Annotated in this window: 18 protein-coding genes and 1 CRISPR repeat array; of the genes, 9 read left to right on the top strand and 9 right to left on the bottom strand. The window is 62.1% G+C overall.

The window, feature by feature from the left end; genetic code table 11:
- Nucleotides 1-7: 7 nt before the first annotated feature.
- The 7 genes from csy2 (at nt 8) to LDZ26_RS13850 (ending at nt 11,307) form a co-directional block, all read left to right on the top strand.
- Nucleotides 8-1,060: a type I-F CRISPR-associated protein Csy2 gene (csy2, locus tag LDZ26_RS13880; protein ID WP_244849758.1), complete on the top strand. Its 1,053-nt coding sequence runs from the start codon at nt 8-10 to the stop codon at nt 1,058-1,060.
- Nucleotides 1,061-1,123: 63 nt separating this feature from the next.
- Nucleotides 1,124-2,140: a type I-F CRISPR-associated protein Csy3 gene (csy3, locus tag LDZ26_RS13875; RefSeq protein WP_244849757.1), complete on the top strand. Its 1,017-nt coding sequence runs from the start codon at nt 1,124-1,126 to the stop codon at nt 2,138-2,140.
- A 5-nt stretch (nt 2,141-2,145) separates the two neighbouring features.
- Nucleotides 2,146-2,712, top strand: a complete 567-nt coding sequence (gene cas6f / locus LDZ26_RS13870) for a type I-F CRISPR-associated endoribonuclease Cas6/Csy4 (protein ID WP_244849756.1) — start codon at nt 2,146-2,148, stop codon at nt 2,710-2,712.
- 130 nt (nt 2,713-2,842) lie between these two features.
- Nucleotides 2,843-3,471: a CRISPR direct-repeat array (repeat unit 28 nt; unit sequence GTTCGCTGCCGCGTAGGCAGCTTAGAAA).
- A gap of 379 nt (nt 3,472-3,850) precedes the next feature.
- Nucleotides 3,851-5,206 (top strand): hypothetical protein, encoded by a 1,356-nt coding sequence (locus LDZ26_RS13865; protein WP_244849755.1) that lies wholly within the window; start codon nt 3,851-3,853, stop codon nt 5,204-5,206.
- Entirely contained in the window at nt 5,206-9,474 is a 4,269-nt protein-coding gene (locus tag LDZ26_RS13860; RefSeq protein WP_244849754.1) for an RHS repeat-associated core domain-containing protein, read from the top strand. The genes LDZ26_RS13865 and LDZ26_RS13860 overlap by 1 nt, the downstream gene beginning before the upstream one ends.
- Before the next feature lie 15 nt (nt 9,475-9,489).
- A complete protein-coding gene (locus LDZ26_RS13855) occupies nt 9,490-9,939 on the top strand; it encodes a hypothetical protein (protein ID WP_244849753.1) in 450 nt (149 codons plus the stop codon).
- Nucleotides 9,940-10,863: 924 nt separating this feature from the next.
- Entirely contained in the window at nt 10,864-11,307 is a 444-nt protein-coding gene (locus tag LDZ26_RS13850; protein ID WP_244849752.1) for a hypothetical protein, read from the top strand.
- A 403-nt stretch (nt 11,308-11,710) separates the two neighbouring features.
- On the opposite strand, the gene LDZ26_RS13845 is transcribed toward LDZ26_RS13850, so the two are convergent.
- Genes LDZ26_RS13845 through LDZ26_RS13820 form a run of 6 tightly spaced genes read right to left on the bottom strand, consistent with a single transcriptional unit; the run spans nt 11,711 to nt 18,460 of the window.
- Nucleotides 11,711-12,832, bottom strand: a complete 1,122-nt coding sequence (locus tag LDZ26_RS13845; protein ID WP_244849751.1) for a Gfo/Idh/MocA family protein — start codon at nt 12,830-12,832, stop codon at nt 11,711-11,713.
- Nucleotides 12,829-13,902, bottom strand: coding sequence for a sugar phosphate isomerase/epimerase (locus LDZ26_RS13840; protein WP_244849750.1), 1,074 nt, complete (start codon nt 13,900-13,902; stop codon nt 12,829-12,831). Before LDZ26_RS13840 ends, LDZ26_RS13845 begins: the two co-directional genes overlap by 4 nt.
- Before the next feature lie 57 nt (nt 13,903-13,959).
- Nucleotides 13,960-14,922: a substrate-binding domain-containing protein gene (locus LDZ26_RS13835; RefSeq protein ID WP_244849749.1), complete on the bottom strand. Its 963-nt coding sequence runs from the start codon at nt 14,920-14,922 to the stop codon at nt 13,960-13,962.
- A 31-nt stretch (nt 14,923-14,953) separates the two neighbouring features.
- Nucleotides 14,954-15,970 (bottom strand): ABC transporter permease, encoded by a 1,017-nt coding sequence (locus LDZ26_RS13830; RefSeq protein WP_244849748.1) that lies wholly within the window; start codon nt 15,968-15,970, stop codon nt 14,954-14,956.
- Nucleotides 15,951-17,438: a sugar ABC transporter ATP-binding protein gene (locus tag LDZ26_RS13825; protein ID WP_244849747.1), complete on the bottom strand. Its 1,488-nt coding sequence runs from the start codon at nt 17,436-17,438 to the stop codon at nt 15,951-15,953. The genes LDZ26_RS13830 and LDZ26_RS13825 overlap by 20 nt, the downstream gene beginning before the upstream one ends.
- Nucleotides 17,439-17,440: 2 nt before the next feature.
- The gene (locus LDZ26_RS13820) at nt 17,441-18,460 is read right to left on the bottom strand and encodes a LacI family DNA-binding transcriptional regulator (RefSeq protein ID WP_175940870.1); all 1,020 of its coding nucleotides are present in this window, start codon (nt 18,458-18,460) and stop codon (nt 17,441-17,443) included.
- A 197-nt stretch (nt 18,461-18,657) separates the two neighbouring features.
- Here LDZ26_RS13820 and LDZ26_RS13815 point away from each other — a divergent pair, with 197 nt between their 5' ends.
- Nucleotides 18,658-19,077 carry a YciI family protein gene (locus tag LDZ26_RS13815; RefSeq protein WP_244849746.1) on the top strand — a complete coding sequence of 140 codons (420 nt, stop codon included), beginning with the start codon at nt 18,658-18,660 and terminating at the stop codon, nt 19,075-19,077.
- Here the strand turns inward: LDZ26_RS13815 and LDZ26_RS13810 are convergent.
- Nucleotides 19,074-19,781, bottom strand: a complete 708-nt coding sequence (locus LDZ26_RS13810; protein ID WP_244849745.1) for an SDR family oxidoreductase — start codon at nt 19,779-19,781, stop codon at nt 19,074-19,076. The two genes, LDZ26_RS13815 and LDZ26_RS13810, sit on opposite strands and share 4 nt — an antisense overlap.
- A gap of 76 nt (nt 19,782-19,857) precedes the next feature.
- The gene (locus LDZ26_RS13805) at nt 19,858-20,286 is read right to left on the bottom strand and encodes a MarR family winged helix-turn-helix transcriptional regulator (protein ID WP_244849744.1); all 429 of its coding nucleotides are present in this window, start codon (nt 20,284-20,286) and stop codon (nt 19,858-19,860) included.
- Between the two features lie 371 nt (nt 20,287-20,657).
- Here LDZ26_RS13805 and LDZ26_RS13800 point away from each other — a divergent pair, with 371 nt between their 5' ends.
- Nucleotides 20,658-21,818, top strand: coding sequence for a branched-chain amino acid ABC transporter substrate-binding protein (locus LDZ26_RS13800; RefSeq protein ID WP_244849743.1), 1,161 nt, complete (start codon nt 20,658-20,660; stop codon nt 21,816-21,818).
- A 10-nt stretch (nt 21,819-21,828) separates the two neighbouring features.
- Here LDZ26_RS13800 and LDZ26_RS13795 read toward each other — a convergent pair whose 3' ends face one another.
- The gene (locus LDZ26_RS13795) at nt 21,829-22,767 is read right to left on the bottom strand and encodes a LysR substrate-binding domain-containing protein (protein ID WP_244849742.1); all 939 of its coding nucleotides are present in this window, start codon (nt 22,765-22,767) and stop codon (nt 21,829-21,831) included.
- Nucleotides 22,768-22,841: the final 74 nt, after the last annotated feature.

Genomic DNA, 22,841 nt, shown 5'->3' with positions numbered 1-22,841 from the left:
CACAGACATGACCAGATCAAACGCTCCCGAGGCGCTGCTCGTGCTGCCGCATCTGCGCGTGCAGAACGCCAACGCCATTTCGAGTCCTCTCACTCATGGCTTCCCGTCCATCACTGCCTTTACGGGACTCATGTGGGCATTGCAACGCAAACTCGTTGCCGCTGACATTCCCGTGAAGCTCGACGCTGTAGGCGTGATTTGCCATCACCATGAAGAGCAGGTAACCGAAGGATACGTCAAGACGTTTCGCCTGACGCGCAATCCCTTGGATGGTAATGGCAAGCCCGCAGCCATTGCGGAAGAAGGCCGCATGCATCTGGACGTTACCTTGACGTTTCTGGCAACACCGCACGCGAGCAAGTGCGTCAGCGCCTCTTGGCCAATCAATGACGATGCGCAGTTCGCCGAATGGGCCGCGCAGATCGGCGAAATGGTCGCGCGCATGCGCATTGCCGGTGGGAGCGTGCTTCCGACTGGTCCGATACCGGGACGACGCACACGGCCGTGGATGACACTGCTTCCCGAGGACTACGACGAACACGCACGCGCCTTTGCTCGTTGGCGACGCCAGTGGCTGCCAGGCTATGCGCTCGTTGGACGCGACGATCTGCTAGCCGATCGTCTTCGCACGCTGACTAGCGAACAGCCAGGCGCTACGTTGCTCGATGCCTGGCTCCTCGCGGCGCGGTTCAATCATCAACCGGTGTCGGACGGTGACACTCGGGAAACACCCGGCAACAGGCTGCAATGGGCCGATCCCGCCAGGCAAAAGGGCGGCGGGTGGACCGTGCCGATACCCGTGGGTTTTGCGGCGCTGCGTGAGCCGCTTCCTGCCGGCAGCGTCGCGAACGCGCGCGATGCTTCCACGCCCTTTGTCTTTGTAGAGTCGGTCTACTCGTTCGGCGAATGGATCAGCCCCCATCGACTGAGTAGCGTTCATGAGCTGATGTGGCGGGCGGAGAATGATCTTGCGACCGGACTGTATCGCTGCCGGAGCGGTTACCGGCCTAATAACTCGGCTGCATCGCACGCCGATATCGACATGCTCGAATTCGATTAAATAAATGTAGCCCACGCCGGGCTCATCGAGTCGTTTAACCACCTCGTTTAGTTACCCTAAGATATGTCTGAAAAACTCACTACCGCATCCGTCCTCGCCTTCGAGCGCAAACTGGATCCGTCCGATGCGTTGTTCTACTCAGGCCGCTGGGATGATCGCGGCGATGTATCAGCATGGACGCCGATTCGTATTCGAGAGAAATCGGTGCGCGGCACGATCTCCAACCGTCAGAAGACCAAGGATCAGGATCCGGCGAAGCTGGATGCGTCTATCCAGAATGCCAATCTGCAGACTGTCGATGTCGCCACATTGCCGGCCGACGCCGACACGCTCAGAGTTCAGTTCACGCTGCGAGTGCTGTCGGGCGCGGGCACGCCATCGGCGTGTAATAGCGCACCTTACCGGGCGAAACTGCAAGGCGTCGTTGATAGCTACGTCGCGCAACAAGGCTATACCGAATTGGCGACGCGTTATGCGGCCAACTTGGCCAACGGACGCTTTCTTTGGCGCAACCGCATCGGAGCGGAAAGCGTGCAGGTGGACGTTGTGCAACAGAAGAACGGCCAATCGGAACGGGCCTGGTCCTTCGACGCCCTGTCCGTCAGTCTTCGCGCGATGAGCGAATTCGATTCGGATATCGAGGCGCTAGGCCAACTCATAGCCGACGGCCTGACCGGCAATGCCCATGTGCTCTTGCAGGTCACAGCCTACTTGCGCCTCGGGTTCGGACAGGAAGTGTTCCCGTCACAAGAACTGATTCTCGACAAGGGCAACAGCCGGAAGAGTAAAACGCTCTACGACGTGCAAAACGTGGCTGCCATTCACTCGCAGAAGATCGGAAACGCTGTGCGGACCATCGACACGTGGTACCCGGACGCACACGAACTCGGGCCGATCGCCGTGGAGCCGTACGGCTCTGTCACGACGCAAGGCAAGGCGTATCGTCAGCCCAAGCAGAAGCAGGATTTCTACACGCTACTGGATGACTGGTTGCTCAGAGACAAGACGCCGCCTGTCGAGCAGCAACACTTCGTCATGGCCGTGATGATCCGTGGCGGCGTATTCGGCGATGCGAGCTGACGGCCATGACCAGCCACTACATCGACATCACGCTGTTACCCGATCCCGAGTTCAGCCCGGCGCATCTGCTGGGCGCGCGCGTGGCGAAGCTGCATCGAGCGTTGGTGCAACTTCGCGCGGAGCACATCGGCATCAGTTTTCCTGGGTATAGCTTGCGCCCGCGTACATTGGGCGACATTTTGCGATTGCATGGCACGGAAACCGAGCTGCAGTCGTTGATGAGTCAAGCTTGGCTCCAGGGCATGAGGGATCATGTGAAAGTCACGGGCTGCGTATCGGTGCCGCCGGATGCGGCGCATTGTGTCGTACAGCGCCGGCAGTTCAAGACCAATGTCGAGCGGTTGCGGCGACGTCGTATGCGACGCAAGGGGGAATCGGCAGAACAGGCTGCGGCTGCGATTCCGGACAGCGTGGAGCGACGTCCGCATCTGCCGTATGTGCAACTCCGCAGTGCCAGCACGGGGCAGTCGTTTTGCCTGTTCGTGGAGCAGGTGGTATCGGCGTCGGGTGCGGTGCCGGGAGCGTTCAACGCTTACGGGCTGAGTTGCGGCGGCAGCGTGCCCTGGTTTTAACCCTTTTTTGGCGGTGGAGCTCGGGGGCCTGAAGGATCAACGGGTTACGATCTGTTCGGGAATTTTGGTACTTTGGCCGAGTCTTCGCTAATTTCCTTTTTAATCAGCGGGTTGCTGTCGTTTGGGCCTAGTTCGCTGCCGCGTAGGCAGCTTAGAAATGAAGGTTCAGGCCGTGCCCGGCACTCGCGGGGTTCGCTGCCGCGTAGGCAGCTTAGAAAGCTCGGCGAGGTTCAGCGCGATCATGCAATTTGTTCGCTGCCGCGTAGGCAGCTTAGAAACGTGTCGCTAATTGAGTTGTGATCGCCTTCGAGTTCGCTGCCGCGTAGGCAGCTTAGAAATCCCGCACCCCTCACTCCCGCAGACTGCGATCGTTCGCTGCCGCGTAGGCAGCTTAGAAATATGCCCTGCGTGGCATCGGCAACGTCGACAAGTTCGCTGCCGCGTAGGCAGCTTAGAAATACGCCACTCGGGCGACTGTTGCGGGGGCGTTGTTCGCTGCCGCGTAGGCAGCTTAGAAAAGCGGGGAGCGAATCGTGCAGTAATGGCAAGAGTTCGCTGCCGCGTAGGCAGCTTAGAAACACGGGATGGTCCAGATCAGCGAGTGCCCACCGTTCGCTGCCGCGTAGGCAGCTTAGGAATTCTCGCCGCGCTCGTCGCCGTCGCTCCGCTCGTTCGCTGCCGCGTAGGCAGCTTAGAAAAGCGCCCCGCCGCTCTGCGACTCGCCACACGTCGTTCGCTGCCGCGTACGCAGCTAAGAAAATCCCGCAATCTGACTCCACGTCGACCCGATAAGCACCCTCGACGAAATTGCGAACCGTCAATAAAAGCAATTTTCGGATAATCGCACCGACAATCCCTCTCTCCCCTCGAGAAGCACGTTCGCTCCCGCGCACATCGTCCCCAGGCAGATTCGGCGTATCGCTGCCGCTTATCAGTGTATTTGGCTTAAACGCTTTCCCTGATTCCTCTCGAAAAACATCCCGCATAGCGTGTCGCCGTCGTGTCGAGCCGCTCGCAGCTCGACCGTTTTTGCAGCGCGCGAACAGACTCGCTGCGCCAAGAGCAACAGAACAGCTTCGTAACTCAATAAAACCAACAGCGGCGAGTGCCTCCGCAGGCAGACTCTTAGAACAACAAAATGAACGATTGGCATCCCACCAATCCAGTCGAACGCCGCTTCATGGCCGTTCACGAAGACTGGCTCCGTTTCGCAAGCGATCCCCAAGCGCGACTCCTCTACTGGCACACCAGCGAAGCCGATCAGCGCATGATCGCCGCCTACATCCAGCGGCAAAGCCAGCTATCGAGCGCAGTACTGCGCCTGCATTCGACCTTCGACGATGCCGACCACTACGCCGCCGCCTTGGCCGACGAGATCATCGCCTGGTACGAAAGCGGCAAGGAAGCCTCGACGGCAAACGGCGTGACGGCGGATTGGACGCCACCTTTGCGGGATCGAAACGAAGCGGCCACGCCTTATCTGCTGCGCGTGACCGGCAGCCTGATGCGCCATCACCCGGACGCCTTTCCGCTATTAGTGCTGGTCATCGAACCCGAACCCATCCGCAAGCCGGCCGATTTCGAGCGTTGGCTCGACGCGCTCCTCGGCAGGCTCGAACAGGACGCATGGCAAGCCCAGCGTCTGCGGCTCATGCTGACGGGGACCGAGAGCGAGCCGCTTCCTCGGCTCATTAAAGAACGTCCTCAACAAGTGAAAGTGCTGCACGGGCGCTACCACATGGAAGCGTTGCCGCGCGAGTTGATCGCCGACTCCGGCGAACGCGGCCCGGCCGCTGACTTCCGACGGTTATTCGTCGCGCTGAACGACACCATCACCAGCGGCACCCCTGCACGACTGGAGGAGCTTCGTTCGCAAGCTCTGACGATCACGAAGGCGCAAGGCTGGCCCGACCAGAGCGTCGTCGTGCATCTGCTTGCCGGCGCGGCGTATCTCAAGTGGGATTCGCCGCAACTCGCCTTATCCGCTTACGAACAGGCGACACGGGCCGGGCGCGAGGCCGTTCAGGCGAACCATGAAGCAGGCAACAAGCTCGTCATCAACGGCCTGTTCGGCGAAGCCTCGGTCTACTGGATGCAAGCCGACTACGCGCGCGCAGCCGAGCGCTACGCGCAAGCCGCCGAGCTGGCCGAAGCCGATCGCGACGGGTTTCTCTCCGTCGAAGGCTGGCGCATGTGTAGCGAGTGCTTCGCGCAGATAAGCCGTGACGACGCGACGGTCGACGCGGGACTGCGCGCGCTCGAGGCAGGCGCCCTGATCCCCGTCCCCATGCGCGCCAACAGCAATCTGCAGATGGTCGCGCAGAGCCTGCTCAAGCGCGTCGGCTCGTTCCACAAACAGCGGCGCGAGTTGACATCACGCCTTGTCGCCCTCTATGGCGAGAACTGGCCCGAAACCATCCGCCCGCTACCCGCAGGTGAAGTGACACAGCAGTTCGCCGAAGCATTACCGCTTGAAGCAGGAGGTCAGACGTAATGGCGCTGCTCGCAGTCAATCACCTGACGCCGGTTATCGGCATCGACGTCCACCTGATTCAAACAGTCGCAGGCCCCATTCTCCCGCTGCCTCACCCGCACGTTGGACTGGTGCTCGATCCAATGGAGTACCTGAGTTGCTTGCCCGAAGGCGTCGGCAGCATGGTCTCCATCGGCATGATGGCGATGGGCGCGGCTTCCATCGTGAAGATGGGCATGCGCAGTATCGGAGCGGCGGCGGTCGGTATCGCGTCAATGGGCGTCATGATGGCCGCAGGCGGCGGTGGCGGACCGATCTTTGTCAACGGCCTGATGCGAACCACTGCGGGTACGCAGACCATTCACGCTCCTGGTCTGCACTTTCCTATAGGCGGCACCTTCACCGCTGACGATGCACCGAAGCCCTCCAGCAACAGCGAGTCGTTCCTTGGCAGCCTCACCGTGCGCGCTAACGGCGACCCGATGTCCTACGCATTACTGCCCGCGCTGAGTTGCTGGTTCGCGGGGATGCTCTCGCTATCGTACAACGCAAAGCACAGCAAACGCGAAACTCCCTCGCTGCCGACCTCCGTCATGCTGCCGATCCCCGCATCGCGCCCGGTTCTGGTAGGCGGACCGCCCGTGCCGAGCATCGCGGCGCTCGCGGGCATGGCGATGCAGGCGGCACACGCCCACGCGATGAAGCAGGAGCCGAAGTTTTGCGGCGTGTCGCGGGCGATTCAAGATCGGCTGGGAGATGGATTGTGGGGGCGATTCATCAAGGGACTCGTCAAGCGTGTCTTCGGGGAACCCGTCGATAGCGTGACCGGCGAAGTGATCGTCGAGCAACACGACTTCACGGTCACCGGACGCTTGCCGCTTGTCTGGAACCGCTATTACGCGAGCCACGACCTTCTGCCGGGCGCTGCGGGCCGAGGCTGGCGCACGCCTGCGGATATCCGCCTCGATCTGTTCGAACACGACGACGAGATTGGAGCCATCCTCAGTCTGCCCGGCAAGCTCGTCGCCTTCGAGCAGATACCGATCGACGATGGATGGTCCGCGCGGATCATCGAAGGGGTGGGAGGCCATGCCCTTTATCGCGACGGCGAGCGCTTCATCGTGCGCACGCGCGAAGCGCTCGAGTATCGCTTTCCAATGCACGATGGATGGCGCGACGACGCGCTGACGGCGGCGCCAAACCGACCGCTCTCGCTATGGCCGGAGCAACTTAACGACCTCAACGGCAACGCGTGGCGCGTTCGCTGGCGGACGGGACGCGATGCGCCGCAGCAACCGCTGTTGCGCCTGATCGAATATGCGGGCGACGTGCCTACCGGGCGAAGCGTGCAATGCGCGCAGGGAAGCCTGCCCGGCCAACTCGGCGAGATCACGCTGCACGATGCAAATGGCGAGCGTCATGCGCTCGTGCGCTACGTGCAGGACCGCGCGGGCGATCTCGTCGCCGTACATGATGCGCTCGATATGCCGTATCGCTTCGAATACGGCGGCGATCATCTGATGGTGCGCCATACGGATCGCAACGGACTGTCGTTCTATTACTCGCATCGGCACCATGACGATGGTCTGTGGCGCGTCGATCATGCGTGGGGCGATGGCGGGCTGTATGACTACCGCTTCGAATACGACCTGACGCATCTGGAGACGCACATCACCGATTCGCTCGGCGGCGTGACGCTTCTGCAAGCCGACGCGCGCGGTCTGCCCATCATGCTGACCGATCCGATGGGCGGCGTGTCCAGTTATCAGTATGACGGCCTCGGGCGCGCGACGTCGATGGTCGATCCGGCGGGCAATCGCACCACGTGGGAATACGATGCGTTCGGCAACGTGCTCACGCACACGCTGCCGGATCGAAGCCAGATCTGCACCGAATATGATGAGACGCTCAAGCCCGTGGCGATCACCGATCCCGAGGGCGGCGTCTGGAAACAGACCTGGAATACACGCGGGCGTCTCGTCGATCAAACGACGCCCGCGGGCATCAAAACGGCTTACCACTATGACGCCGCAGGGCATCTTATACGCGTAGTCGACCCAACCGGACAGGCGACGACGATTGCCTACGACCCGCTCGGCTATGTCGCCGAGATCATCGACGCGGCGGGCCGCAGCATGCGTCTTTCGCACGATACGCGCGGCAATCTCCTGCGCCGCGAAGCGCCAGGCGAAGACGTCACGACATACCGTTGGGATGCGAAGAACCGCTTGATCGCGTGCGAACTGCCCGGCTCGCGCCTTGTGCGCTGCGAGTACGACGCGCAAGACAATCTCATCCGCTACATCGACGAAGCGGGTCAACGCACGACGTTCAGCTACTTCGGTCAAGGAAAGCTGCGCACGCGCACGGCCCCGGACGGCAGCGTCACGCGCTACCACTATGACACCGAGGAACAGTTGATTGGCGTGAGCAATCCGCTCGGCCAGCAGTGGCAACTCAAGCGCGATGGCAACGGCCGACTTATTGAAGAAGTGGACTATTGGGGACAGGCGCGACAGTACAGCTACGATCCCGCCGGTCATCTGACACGGACCATCGACCCGCTGGGGCAAGCCCTCGCCATTCAGTGCGATGCGTTGGGACGCGTCGTCAAGCGAAGCGCACAGCCAACCGAAGAGGAACGCTACGCCTATAACCGCAAAGGCCAGTTGACCGAGGCGAGCAACGCGCACGGGACGGTCATGCGCGCCTACGATGCGGATGGCCGACTCACGCGTGAAACGCAGCAACAGGCGTCGTTCGATGGCGCGATCGACTACGCCTACGACGAGGCCGGACGACTGGTCACGCAGCAGCGCAGAATGCGGTCGCAGGCGGGATCATCGTTCGAACAGACGCTGACCTATGGCTACGACGCGTTGGGCCATCCTCAGACGCTACAGATCGACGACCAAGCCCCGATTCGCTTCACGCGCGACATCGCGGGACGTCTAAGCCGCGTGAGCTTCTCGGCGGAACTCGATCACGTTCTCGAGTACGACCGCGCCGGGCGGCTTGCGCGCCATACGACGATGCAGGCGGCGCGTGCCGTCGATCACGTCGCCTATCGCTACGACGCACTGGGCAACTTGACGCAGCGCGATGATTCACGGCTGGGCGTGGACAGCTATCGCTACGATCCATTGGGGCGGATTGTGGCGCATACCGATCCCGCGCAGACGCTGCGCTACTTCGTGTACGACAAGCAAGGCGACCGCTTCAGCAGCGAATACGCGGATGGCAACCGACGGCACGTTCAGCACCATGACGGCGCGCGCTGGTGGCTCGATGCAGCGGGGCAACTGGTCGAGCGCCATGACCGCCGCTCGGGCGTGCAGTGCTTCAAGTGGGATGCGTTCGGGCGGCTCGCGGAGTTCGAGAACACGCACAACGAGCGGTGGGCTTATCGCTATGATGCGTTGGGCAGGCGAATCGGAAAGGTCGCGTTGGGTGGGCCTTACAGCGCGGCGCCCGACGAAACACATACGCGCTTCCTATGGGACGGCGATGCGATGGCCGGCGACATGCGCGACACGCCGGCACGACAGCAGGGACGTTTCTATGCGTATCATCTGAATAGCTTCGAGCCGCTTGTGATGCAGCTCAGCTCGACAGATGAAGCGGCTGGCGCGATAGCCGTTCGTACGTTCTATTACCAGAACGATGCGAACGGCGCGCCGGTGAGGCTGCGTTCAGGTGACGGGAAGATCGCATGGGAGGCGCATTATGGCGTGACGGGTGGCGTTGATTACGCCGAGACCGAGACGATCGATCAGCCGATTCGGTTGCAGGGGCAGTATTTTGATGCGGAATCTGGATTACATTACAACAGGCATCGCTATTTCGATCCGAATACGGGCAGGTTCATATCGCAAGATCCGATTGGGCTGCGAGGCGGGACCAACCCATATGAATTCGCGCTAAACGCCTTGGGATGGATCGATCCTTTAGGACTTGCTCCTAAGGCTCCGTTATCATTGCCTGATGGTCACAGAGGACGAATAGATCGTTTCAATACGGGCGGACAGTCTTCGTTCGAAATTCACGTTTACGATGCTTCTGGGAGAGAACTTGGCGTGTATGGTCCGAACGGCTTCTTCAATAAACATGGAACCACGGGCCAAGAAGTTAGAGTTCCAGAGAACGTTGCAAACGCGCTCAATGGCATTGCTATTGATGAACTGAGAAAAATAGGGGCCCTTCCACCAATAGGAGCCCCGGGAAGTCGTGAAGCGGCGAAAGAACACACGGCTGACGTCCGAAGAAGCGGGTGTTTTGGTTTAGGATAATATCCGGTATATTTTATGAAAATCATTAAGCTTATCGAGAACGATGACGGATTCACTATGGATAGCTCCGCTTATTCCGACTATGTGAATGGAATTCGAGAGCTGCTTTCGGGTGACGCCTTGCAGTTCATGATTGCTGACTGGCATTATGATCATCTCGATCCCAGATGTCCGCATGACGCAAGAATCGACTACCTAAAGGTTGATGAGAAAGATGGTGCTATTGACATTGAACTGTTGTTGAACAGGGCTATCGAAGGGAGTCTTCGTTTGAAATATGGCAACGTGCAATGGTACGTTTTCGACAAGCAGAAAACGGATTGGCCCGTAGGAACGGCGTCGCACGGTGATTGGATGATCGATGAAATGCTGCTCTGTGAGGATGGGTTTTTAACACATGAGATCATCTTGTCCGAATCATCATTAAAGATTAAGCATAAGAGCTTCGAATATTGGCTTGAGTAACTCTGGCGGATTGCTGCAAGTGCAGTACTTCGATCGAGAATCTAAATTGCATTACAACGCGCATCGCTATTCGATCCGGAACGGCAGAATCATCAGTCAAGACCCGATTGGATTACTCGGCGGTACTAATCGCTACGGTTAGCTCCGAACAACCTTGGTTGGACCGATCCTCTTGGACTAAGCTGCGAAGAAACGCAAAACATTGCGGTAACGGTCGGAAGTAAAGGCTTTATTGTTCGAGCGATCCCGCGAACTCAAGATGAGAATATCAAACTTATGGCAGATTATCAGTGTTACCCACTGTGGGAGGCATCTCCGGGGGTAGTCGGAAACATAAATCCAAGTGACTTACCGATCTCAGTAGACCTTCAAAATAGATTATTGGCATGGGCTAACTCGTTCGACGCAACACTTAACATAGATAATCCCATGCTCTCTGGGTTCAAGAGTGAGCAGGCGGTCGAGAAATTCAAGACCGAAGGGGAAGCTTTAGCGCATCAATTACAAACGGAACTTGGAACAGAATATCTTGTAATTAGGAAGATATAGTTGCAAGCGCATCGAGACAAGGTGTCGAAGGGTCTGCCCGAGGATTAATGCACGTGGTCTCCTCGAAAAGCAACGGTCTGTTGCAAGGGCGTATCCTAGCGAAGGAGATTAAAGCGGAAAATCCAACTGAGCGGACATGAGTGGCAATAGGTTTAAGTGAAGTAAGGGGTGCACGCTAATCGTTGCTTGGCTGAGGATGGTTCGAAACGACGCGGGTGAGTGACGTGCGCCGCAAGAACGGTGCACCTAGCATTGTTAATGATCTGACTGTCGGGATGCCGGCGACGTGTGTATGATTGAGGTCGACGCATCAGAGTCGGTGGCTTCTAAACTGCAGAACTTGTTCGATCTTCCATCGAAGCCGCGGAGAGACTTATGACGCTTGATGACGAGACAAGAGAGGCAATCTCTCGGATGCCAACCCCTCCGTTCATAATGGATGAGTGGGAAGGTCTGGCTGATTCGCTTGCGCGCAAATTCGAGTGGAAAGGCTCTAAAATCGATTGGGCGAAATGTAAGAATCACAGCTATCGGCAATTGACGGGAACATATGAGAATTGGATCCGACTGATCGGAGACTTCATCAAAAGTGGTTTGATAGAACATGCGGTTCTCGCCGGCGACATCTTCTATATGAACGACTCATCGCTTGATTTTGCGGTGCGCGTGAGGCCCGAACAGTTCTACGACTTCATGTCTTTCGCAGTTCTCAACATACCGCAACACCATTACTTCTTCGATGAGACTATGGCGTGGTGTCTTGTCATCAGTGCCGAAGGGTATGTTGATTTCGGAATCTCGATAGAATCGTCGAATTAGGAAGATGCCTCCTCGGGAGTGGAGGCACACGACCGGGCAAAGCGCGTTGGCGATAGTCGACTTCTTCCTTAGAATTGGCTCGGCCGGCGCCGCCGTTCGCTCCGCTTGGTAGCTGCACGCCATCTGCTAAAACGCGCCTTCCCGGTAGGTCGTCGCGCTGAAACTCGACGGAATCGGCGCCATCCTCGGCCTGCCGACAAACTCGTCATCTTCGATATGTCGCCGAGATCGTGGACGCGGCGGGCCGCAGCATGCGCCTGCGCCTCAACGAACCGGATGCAAGCCTGTCCGCCTCCTCGCGTGCGAGGCAGCTTTGGAACCTATGCAAGAGAGAAGGAAAGCCGCGCTCACTTCGCTGCCGCGCGGGCAGCTTAAGGATTTCGATATCGGACACACGTCCCCTCTACTCCACCCCCACCCACTCCCCGTCCGCGTCACTACTCCTCAACACCGCCTCCACAAACCTCAACCCCGCGACCCCATCCTCCACAGTCGTAACCCACTCATCCCCCTGCGTCGTCCCTCGCGCGATGCACTCCGCCGCATCCGCATAAACCTGCGCGAACGCTTCGATATACCCTTCCGGATGCCCCGCCGGCACGCGCGTCGCATGCAGCGCCTCGGCGCTTTGCACGCGCCCTCGCGTGATCCGCTCCGACGCCCCGCCGACCGGCGTGAACCACAGTTCGTTCGGCGCTTGCTGGTCGAACATCAAACCGGCCTTCGTGCCATACACGCGCAGCCGCAGCGCGTTCTCCTCGCCCGCCGCGACCTGACTCGCCCACAGCATGCCGCGCGCGCCGTTCGCATAACGCAGCATCGCCTGAACATGATCGTCGACGCGTCGTCCCGGCACGAACGTCGTCACTTCCGCCGATAACGCCGAAGGCCGCATGCCCGTCACATACTCGGCCAACTGATACGCATGCGTGCCGATATCGCCGAGACAACCCGCCGGGCCCGCGAGCGCCGGATCGGTGCGCCACGCCGCCTGCCGGTTCGCCTGTGTCTCGACGGGCATCGAAAGCCAGTCCTGCGCGTACTCCACCTGCACGACGCGGATATCGCCGAGCGCGCCGTTCCGCACCAGCGCGCGCGCATGGCGCACGAGCGGATAGCCGGTGTACGTGTACGTCACCGCAAACACGCGATTCTTCTCCCGCGCGAGCTTCGCCAGCGCCTCGCCTTCATCGAGCGATACCGCGAGCGGCTTGTCGCAGATCACGTGGATGCCGGCTTCCAGAAACGCCGTCGCAATCGGCGCGTGCAGATGATTCGGCGTGACGATCGCGACCGCTTCGATGCCATCGGCGCGGCTCGCTTCGGCGCGCGCCATCTCACGATAATCGTCATAGCTGCGCGGCAAGCCGATGGCCGCCGCGCTCGCCGCCGCTCGCTGCGGATCGGACGACAACGCGCCCGCCAGCAATTCATAGCGGTCATCCAGCCGCGCCGCCATGCGATGCACCGCGCCGATGAACGCGCCCTCGCCGCCGCCGACCATGCCGAGCCGCACGCGCTTCATCGCTTTTCTCCTGCTTTGTTCCCAATCCCGAGCACATCGCGCATCTGCTCACGGCTCGCGCCGCTGCCGGCGAAGTCGTCGAACGCATGCTCGGCCACGCGGATGATGTGATCGCGAATGAACGTCGCGCCTTCCCGCGCGCCGTCTTCCGGATGCTTCAACGCGCATTCCCATTCCAGCACGGCCCAGCCCGGGAAATCGTATTGCGCCATCTTCGAGAAGATCGCCTTGAAGTCGATCTGGCCGTCGCCGAGCGACCGGAAACGCCCCGCGCGCTCGACCCATCCCGAATAGCCGCCGTACACGCCTTGCCGCCCGTTCGGCCGGAACTCCGCGTCCTTCACATGAAACGCCTTGATGCGCGCGTGATAGATGTCGATGAACGCGAGATAGTCCAGTTGCTGCAAGACGAAGTGACTCGGGTCGTAGAGGATATTCGCGCGAGGGTGATCGTCCACGGCCGCGAGGAAACGCTCGAACGTCACGCCGTCGTGCAGGTCTTCGCCGGGATGCAGCTCGTAGCACACGTCGATGCCCGCGCGGTCGAACTCATCGAGTATCGGACGCCAGCGCGTGGCCAATTCATCGAACGCGGCTTCGACGAGACCCGCCGGGCGCTGCGGCCACGGATACACGTACGGCCACGCGAGCGCGCCGGAGAACGTGACGTGCGCATTCAGGCCCAGCCGCTTCGATGCCGCCGCCGCGTGCTTCAATTGCGATATCGCCCATTCGGTGCGCGCCTGCGGATTGCCGCGCACATGCGGCGCGGCGAAGCCGTCGAACAGCGTGTCGTAGGCCGGATGCACGGCAACCAGCTGCCCTTGCAAATGCGTCGACAATTCGGTGATGACAACGCCCGCATCCGCGACCGTGCGACGAATGTCGTCGCAATAGGCATCGCTCGATGCGGCTTTCTCCAGGTCGATCAGGCGCGGATCGGCGGGCACCTGAATGCCCTTGTAGCCGAGTCCCGCCGCCCACGACGCAAGACTGGCGAGCGTGTCGAACGGCGCTTCTCCGCCCATGAACTGAGCGAGAAAAATCGCCGGGCCCTTGATGGTCTTCATCTTTCGCCTCGTTGGAAACGCCGGTCAGCGCGGTTCAGCGCATGACCGGCTGTGCAGTCAGAACGGCGAGTTCGGGAAATAGAATTGCTTCGCGTTGTCCTTCGTGATGAGCACCGAAGGAATGATGGTCGTCGGCGGCAGCTTGTCGCCCTTTAGACGCGCCTCGGCCGTGAGCTTGATCGCATCGTAGATGAACTTCGGCGAGTACGAGACGTCCGCTTTCACGCGCTGGTCGCCGTCCATGATGCGCTTGACCGCTTCCTTCGATCCCGCGCCGCCGAACACTTCCTTGATATCCGTGCGATGCGCCTGATCGATCGCCTTGAGCACGCCGATCATCATGTCGTCGTCGGCGGCCCAGACGGCGTCGATATGCTTGAAGCGCGTCAGATAGTCCTGCATCACCTTGAACGCGTCGTCGCGGTTCCAGTTGGCGTACTTGGCATCCAGAATCTTGATGTCCGGATGCTGCTTGATCACGCCTTCGAAAGCGGTCCAGCGTTCGTTGTCGAGCGTCGTGGGAATGCCGCGCAGCGCGACGATATCGCCCTTGCCGTTGAGCGTTTTCGCGAGATATTCGGCGGGCAGCTTGCCGAACGCAGTGTTGTCGCCTGCAACGTACGCGTCTTGCGCGCTGGTGTCGGTGAGGCCGCGATCGACGACGGTCACGTACACGCCCCTCTTCTTGACCTGCGCGACCGGCTGCGTGAGCGACGCCGATTCGAACGGGAAAATCACGAGCGCGTTGATCTTGTTGACCGTCACGAGATCCTGCAGCTGGTTGGCCTGCTCGGGCGCGCCCGACGCCGTCTTCACGATGATCTTGAGATCGGGATGCGCCTTCTCCAGCTCCTTCTTGGCCTCGTTCGCCCACCAGACGATGCCGCCCGTGAATCCGTGCGTGGCGGTCGGAATGGCGACGCCGAGCACGACCTTGTCGGCGGCGAAGGCGGACGATGCCGTGGCGAACGCGCTCGCCGCGAGCGTCAGCGCGCCGAGCGCGCGAAGCAGTTTTTTCATGACGATGTCTCCTGTTATTCGAAGTAGAAAGTTACCGACGGCCACGCTGCAAGAAGGCTACGAAAATGATCACGGCGCCCTGCACCGCCGCGTTCAGATACACGCTGATGATGCTCGTGAGATTGAGGATGTTGTTGATGACGGAAAGCAAAATCGCGCCGATGACCGTGCCGATCACGCGCCCTTCGCCGCCCTTGAGCGCCGTGCCGCCGACCACCACGGCGGCGATCGCTTCGAGTTCCCACAGAAGGCCGGTGGTCGGCGTCGCTGACCCCAAGCGCGGGACGTAGAGCACGGTCGCCACGGCGACGCATAGTCCGAGCAGCACGTAGGTCGCGATCTTCACGTTATCGACGCGAATGGCCGCGTAGCGCGCGACCTGTTCGTTCGAGCCGATGGCCTGCACGTGCCGCCCGAACACCGTGCGGTTGAGTACCAGCGCGCCGCCCGCCGCGACGATCGCGAAGACCCAGATGGGCACCGGCACGCCGAAAAGATTCGCGTAATACACGGGGCCGTAGAGATCGACGAGCGAATTGTCGAGCGTGAGCGCGCCGCCGTCCGCGAGCCACGTCAGAAGCGCGCGGAACACGCCGAGCGTGCCGAGCGTCACGATGAACGGCTCGATGCGCCCTTTGGTCACGAGCAGTCCGTGCGCGAAGCCGAAGAGCGCGCCGAGTACGAGCGCGAGCACGATGCCGAGCGCGACGATCAGAAGCGGCGGCAGCGCATGGCCGCGCACGCCCTGAAGCAGGCCGTTCATCATGAAGATCATGCTGCCCGCGATGAGCGCGGCCATCGATCCGACGGACAAGTCGATGCCGCCCGAGATGATGACGAAGGTCATGCCCACCGCGATGATGCCGATGAACGACGTGCGCGTAAGCACGTTCATCGCGTTGTCGAAGGTGGCGAAGTCGCCGTTCAGAAGCGTGCCGCCGATGCACAGCGCAATCAGCCCGATCAGCGGCCCGACGCCGAGCAGAAACCGCGCGACGGCGGTGAGGCGGCTTTCTTGCGCGGTGTCTTCAGTGTGTGCCGGTCGCATGCGCGATCAACCTCTCTTCGGTCAAAAGGTCCATGCCGAGCGTCGCGACCAGTTCGCCCGCGCGCATCACGGCGACGCGATGGCACAGCCCGATCAGTTCGATCAGCTCGGAAGAAATGACGATCACCGCGCGGCCCTCGGCGGCGAGGCGGTGGATCAGGAAATAGATGTCGCGTTTCGCGCCGACATCGACGCCACGCGTGGGCTCGTCGAGCACGACCACGCGCGGATCGGGATGCAGGAACTTCGCGAGCGCGAGCTTTTGCTGATTGCCGCCCGAGAGCATGCGGGCGCGGCTGCGTGTATTGCCGGTGCGAATGCCGAAGTCCTTGACCGCGAGCGTCAGCGCATCGCGTTCGGCGCGCGAGTCGATGAGCGGGCGCGCGTAGCGTTCCAGCGTCATCATCGTGAGGTTGTCCTTGAGCGCCATGTCCACATGCAGGCCGCGTCCCTTGCGGTCTTCGCTCAAGTACGTGATGCCGTGGCGCATCGCGTCGCGCGGGTTCTTGAGCTTCACGGTCTCGCCTTCGATGGCGATGCGCCCCGCCGCGAGCGGCCGCAAGCCGACCAGCGCCTCGAACAGTTCCGTGCGTCCCGCGCCGACGAGTCCCGCGAAGCCGAAGACTTCGCCCTGCCGCACGGAAAAGCTCACGCCTTCGGCCCAGCCGGGCACGGACGCGCCTTCCACCTGAAACGCGAGCGGCGCATCGGCGGCGAGCGCGGGCTTCTCGGGAAACATGTCGGAGACTTCGCGGCCTACCATGAGGTTGGCCATTTCGCGGCGCGTGAGGTCGGCGGTCGGCGCGCGGGCGACGAAGCGGCCATCGCGCATCACGATCACTTCGTCGGTCACGCGTTCCACTTCGTCGAGCTTGTGCGAGATATAGAGGATCGTCGTGCCCGCCTCCTTCAGCCGCGCCATCAGCGCGAAGAGGCGCTGCGTCTCGGCGGGCGTCAGCGTGGCGGTCGGCTCGTCCATGATGAGCAGGCGCGTGTCGCGCAGCATGGCCTTCGCGATCTCGACAAGCTGCTTCTCCGCGACGATCAACTCGCGCACTTTCGTGTCCGGATTCTTGTGCAGGCCGACTTCGTTGAGCGCGGCGCGGGCGTCGTCGCGCATGGCGGGTTCATCGAGGAAGAAGCCTTTGCGCAGCTCGTGGCCGAGAAACATGTTCTGCGTGATGCTCAGATGATCCGCGAGATTCAGTTCCTGGTGAATGAGCACGATGCCCGCGCGCTCGGCGTCGCGCGAACTGGCGAAGGCGGCGGGCTTGCCGTCTATCAGCACGTCGCCAGCGCTCGCGCGCTCGTAGCCCGCGAGGATCTTCATGAGCGTGGACTTGCCCGCGCCGTTTTCGCCGAGCAAGCCGTAGATGCGACCCGGCGCGAGATCGAAACTCACGCCGTGGAGCACGCGCACCGGGCCGAAGTTCTTCTCGACTGCGTCAAAGCGCACGGCAAGGGTCATCGTCAGGCGCTCCTTCTTTGTATCAGGCGATGCGGCAGCAGCACGCCCGGCACTTCCGCGCGCGGATCGCGCAGGCGCTTGAGCAAGAGTTCCGCCGCCGTCTCGCCGAGCGCGCGCATCGGCTGCGCGACGGTCGTGAGCGGCGGCACGGCGTGGGCGGCCACGGCGATGTCATCGAAGCCGACGACCGCGACATCTTCCGGCACGCGCAGGCCCGCGCTGCGCAGGCCGTTCAGCACGCCGATGGCGAGCGTGTCCGACACCGCGAAAATGGCGGTCGGCCGGTCGCGCCCGAGCGACGCGAGCTGCCGGGCGGCGCGCTCGCCGGCGTCGTAATCGAGGCTGTCCAGTTCGACCTGCCATGCCGGGTTCGCGACGATGCCCGCGGCTTGCAGCGCATCGCGATAACCCGCGAGGCGCTGTCGGCCATACAGATAGCCTTCGCCGGAGTTGATCAGCGCGATGCGCTCGTGTCCCTTGTCCAACAGATAACGCACGACATCGCCTGCGGCAAGATGGTTGTCGATACCCACGTAAGGCACGCGCGCGGCCGGGTCGAATTCGCAGCACGCGACCCACGGCAGCGTCGAAGCCTGCTCGACGAGCGCCTTTTGCACAGCGGCTGGATCGAGACAGATGGCGCCGTCCGCGCGACGCCCGCGCAGCAGGTCGAAGTAGCTGCGCTCGCGCAACGGATCGGCGCCCGTATCGCAGAGAAGCATGAAGTAGCCGTTCTGCCGCGCGACCGTGTCGATGCCGCGCACGATGGCCGCATAGAACGGGTTGCCGAAGTCGGGGACCATCGTGAGAAGCAGGCGGCTTTCGGCCGTGCGCAGATTGCGCGCAAGCTCGTTCACGCGATAGCCGCTCGCTGCGACCGCCTCGCGCACTTTCTCGCGCGTGGCCTCGCGCACGTTGCTGTGGCTATTGAGCACGCGCGACACCGTGGCGACGGACACGCCGGCACGCCGGGCAACGTCGGCTATCGATACTTCCTCGGGAGGACGCACGGGATCGGACATGCTGCGCGCCGGGGCGGCGAACGAAATGTAATGGATTACATTATTCGACGGTGTTCGTCCGGAAGGCAACCCGAATCGGATAGGGATAAACGCTTAAAGCCAAAATTTGACGGCTCGTGTCGATCGCGCCGCGGCGTGCGCGTCGTAAGGTGTGAGCGCGCAACTGCGCGTTTGTTCACCTCGACAGGAGCACTCCCATGCGATTCATGATGCTGATGATCCCGCGCGGCTACGAAAGCGCGGAGCCGGGCGCGATGCCGAGCGCCGAAGCCGTCGCCGCGATGATGAAGTATAACGAAGAGTTGCAGAAGGCCGGCGTGCTGCTCGCGCTCGACGGACTGCATCCGCCGTCGATGGGCGCGCGCGTCACGTTCGAAGGCGGCAAGCCGCGCGTGACCGACGGCCCGTTCGCGGAAGCGAAGGAAGTGCTCGGCGGCTATTGGATGATTCAGGTGAAGTCGCGCGAAGAGGCGATCGAATGGGCGAAGCGGTGCCCCGCTTCGGCAAACGAGATCATCGAAGTGCGGCAAGTGCAGGAGTTCGGCGACTTCCCGCCCGACGTGCAGGAAGCCGCCGCCGGCTTCGAGGAAATGCAGAAGGCGCAGAAGCCGGCTTAACCGGGAATGCCGGTGATGTAGATCGGCTTCGCGGTGGACAGCGACTGCTTGACGCCGCGGCCGGTGTCGTCCACGAGCACTTCTTCTTCGTCGCGCTCGACCGCCGCGAGCACTTGCTCGACCACGCTGGCCGGCGACGTCTCCGGGGCTGCGACTTCGGCGACCATGTCGGTGTCGATGTAGCCCGGATGCACGCCGACCACGAGCGTGCCCTGTCCGCGCAACTCGCCGCGCAGCGCATTGGTCACGGCCCACGCCGCCGACTTCGACGCGCTGTAAGCGCCGCCGTCCGGCAGCGCGACCCAGCTCAGCACGGACAGCACGTTGATGACCGCGCCGCCGCCGTTCTTCTTGAGCGTGGGCGCGAACGCCTGCGTCACGGCGAGCGGGCCGATCACGTTGACCTCGAAGAGATCGCGCATGCCTTGCGTCGATGCCGGATCGACCAATGCGCCGCGCGCCAACGCCCCCGCGTTGTTGATGACGATCTGCACGTCCGTGTACTTGGCCGCGGCTTCGGCGATGTCGGCAGGCTTCGTGACGTCGAGGCGGATGGCTTCGACGCCTTCGATATCCACGCTGCCCGGATCGCGCGCCGCCGCATACACCTTGGCGGCGCCCGCCTGCAACAGCGACTTCGCGAACTGCTTGCCGAGACCGCGGTTCGCGCCGGTGACGAGTACGACCTTGCCCTTGATCTGCATGACTGCTCCTGTTAGTGCACATGCACTTTATCTGACATGAAAAGGCACGCGGCCCTGCGTGCCCGGTTTCGTTGATTCAATCCATCGCGGTGATTTCGAACAGCATCTGACGCAGCGACTTCGCGCGCTTCTCGCCGTACTTCTGCTCGAATTCGGCCTGCGCCGTCCGCCACTTCTCGACGCCCTGCGCGAGCAGCGCCTTGCCCGCCGCCGTCAACGTGAGACCGACCGCGCGCGAATTCGGCGACTGTTGATCCGCCTGCACCATGCCGTCGCGCTGAAGCGGCTTGAGCGCGCGTACGAGCGTCGTGCGGTCCATGACCATGGCGTCCGCGAGTTCGGCCATCTGCACGCCGGGCTTGCGCGCAATCGACGCGAGCAGCGTGAATTGCGCCGAAGTCAGGCCGACCTCGCCCATGTGCCGCTCGTAGAGTTGCGAGACATAACGCGCGGCCTGCCGGATGGCGAAGCAGTTGCAGTCGAGAGGAGATGAGTGCGTTGACATGACTCGTAGCTTATATGTGTATATGCACTCGTGTCAAACGGCGCGTTTTCATCGGCGCGATAGGCCGAACGCATGAAGCGGCATGAAGCGGCGGGAATCGTCGCGCGCCCGAGCGCCGCCAAATGCGTGACGCCGCGCCGCGTCTGGAGAAGCGCGCCGCCGCGCCTGTGCCGAAATCCGCAGTCGCCGCGCGACGAATCGACAAGACGCGGCCAATTTGGCTTCCTACATTGCGCTTGTCCGCCGCCAAGCGAGTACGGATGCGACTTTCGCCGCGACGAGGGCAACTCCGTCTTGCGGGCGGGTAATTGGTCATGTTCCATGCAGTAGCCGCGTTCCTGGATTGCCAAACCACAAAAGGAGAGGAAACCATGCGTATCCGTACGAGCGTCAAACCTTTGGCATGGCTGGCGGCGTGCGCCAGCGCCGCACTCGCCGCCGTGCCCATGACCGCCGCCGCCGAAGACGTCACGGTCAAGATCGGCTTCGCCGCGCCGCTCACGGGCGCGAACGCGGGCTACGGAAAGGATCTGCAGAACGGCGTGCAGCTCGCGCTCGACGAGGCGAACGCCAAGAAGATCAGCATCGGCGGCAAGACGGCGAAGTTCGAGATTCAGGCGGAAGACGATCAGGCCGACCCGCGCGTCGGCGTGCAGGCGGCGCAGAAGCTCGTCGATGACGGCGTGGCCGTCGTCGTCGGTCACTTCAATTCGGGCACGACGCTGCCCGCCTCGCCCATCTATAACAACGCCGGCATTCCGATGATCGATCCGGCCGCGACGAATCCGACCATCACCACGCGCGGCCTCGAGAACGTGTTCACGGTGATTTCCAGCGACGCGCAGAACGCGGGCAATGCCGGCGCGTACGCGGTCACGACGACGAAAGCGAAGCGCATCGCGATCATCGACGACCGCACGGCCTTCGGCCAGGGCGAAGCGGACGAGTTCGAGAAAGCGGTGAAGGCGAAAGGCGGCAACATCGTCGGTCGCGAGTTCAGCGACAACCAGACCGTCGATTTCAGCGCGCAACTCACGCGCATCAAGGCCACGAACGCGGACCTGATTTTCTTCGGCGGACTGGACCGGCAAGCGGCGGCTGTCGTCAAGCGCATGAAGCAGCTCGGCATGAACGCGCAGTTCGTGGGCGGCGGCGGCGTGATGGACGCCGATTTCCTGAAGCTCGCGGGCGACGCGGCCGAAGGCGCGCAGGCCTGGGAATACGGCAGCCCGCTCGACAAGCTGCCGCAAGGCAAGGCGTTCAGCGAGAAGTTCCAGAAGCGCTTCGGCGTCGCGATTCTGTCGTACGCGCCGTTCGGTTACGACGCGGCGTGGGCCGCGATCAACGCGATGCAGAAGGCGAATTCCGCCGATCCCAAGGTGTATCGCCCGGTGCTGAAGAAGATTTCGTTCGAGGGCATCACGGGTCCCATTGCCTTCGACGACAACGGCGCGCTGAAGAACGCGTCATCGACGCTCTATCAGGTCAAGAACGGGCAATGGGAAACCGTCGTCACCAAGCACGGCATGTAGGCGCTATTGGCTATCGCAGACGCAGGTTCTCGCGCGTGGCCGCGGCTTCGTCGTTGAGCCACTGCGCGAACTGCTGCAACGCGGGCGACGGCGCCGGCCGCTCCGGATAAACGAGGTAGTAGGCCGCGCCGCTCGGCACGCGCAACGCGAATGGCGCGATCACGCGTTTCGCGCGCAGGTCTTCTTCGATCAGCGAGACATCGCCGATGGTTACGCCCAGGCCCTGCATCGCCGACGAGATGGCGAGGTCGAGCGTGTCAAAGTGTTGCGCCTTCGTGGACGGCAAGCCGTCGTAGCCGTACGCGCCGAGCCACAAGAGCCAGTCGCGGCGATCGCGCGTCGGGTGCAGCAGCGTCTGGCCCGCGAGGTCGTCGGGCGTCGGCTCCGCGTTGCCGCGCGGTTTCCAGAGTTCGGGCGCGCAGACCGGCGTGAGCACTTCATCGAAAAGATGGTGCACCGTCAGGCCCTTGCCCGACGGCTTCGCGGACGTCGGGCTGAAGACGATGGCGGCGTCGAACTGCTCCGCATTGAATTCGACGCCGTGCGACACCGACGCCGTCACTTCCACGACCTGTTCGGGCCGCTCGTTCTGCAACCGGATCACGCGCGGGAGCACCCAGCGCATCGCGCAGGTCGGACACTTGACGCGCAAGGTTCCGGAGGCGCTGCCGCCCTTGGCGAGCGCGTCGCCGATCTGCGCGAACGCCTGCTGCAACGGCGCGATCAACAGCGCGCCGTGATGCGTGAGCGCGAGCCCGCGCGCCTGCCGCACGAAAAGCGCGTAGCCGAGCTGCGCCTCCAGTCCCGCTATCTGCCGGCTGACTGCGCCCTGCGTCACGTTGAGCGCATCGGCGGCGCGCGTGAAGTTCAGCTTCTGAGCGACCACGAGAAAAGTCTTGAGAACGTCGAGCGAGGGCAGCGGTTTCATCGGGTTAACGAAAGGAGCCATGAGCGGCGCACATGGCTAGTATGACAAAGTTTCGATTGTCGGCCGTTTATTGCCGCGGTTGAATCGTCGCACTG

Source organism: Caballeronia sp. SL2Y3, assembly GCF_022879575.1.
In the GTDB taxonomy this organism is placed as follows: Bacteria; Pseudomonadota; Gammaproteobacteria; order Burkholderiales; family Burkholderiaceae; genus Caballeronia.
The sequence above is the reverse complement of the archived record's forward strand: the minus strand, read 5'-3'. Positions and strand labels throughout refer to the sequence as shown.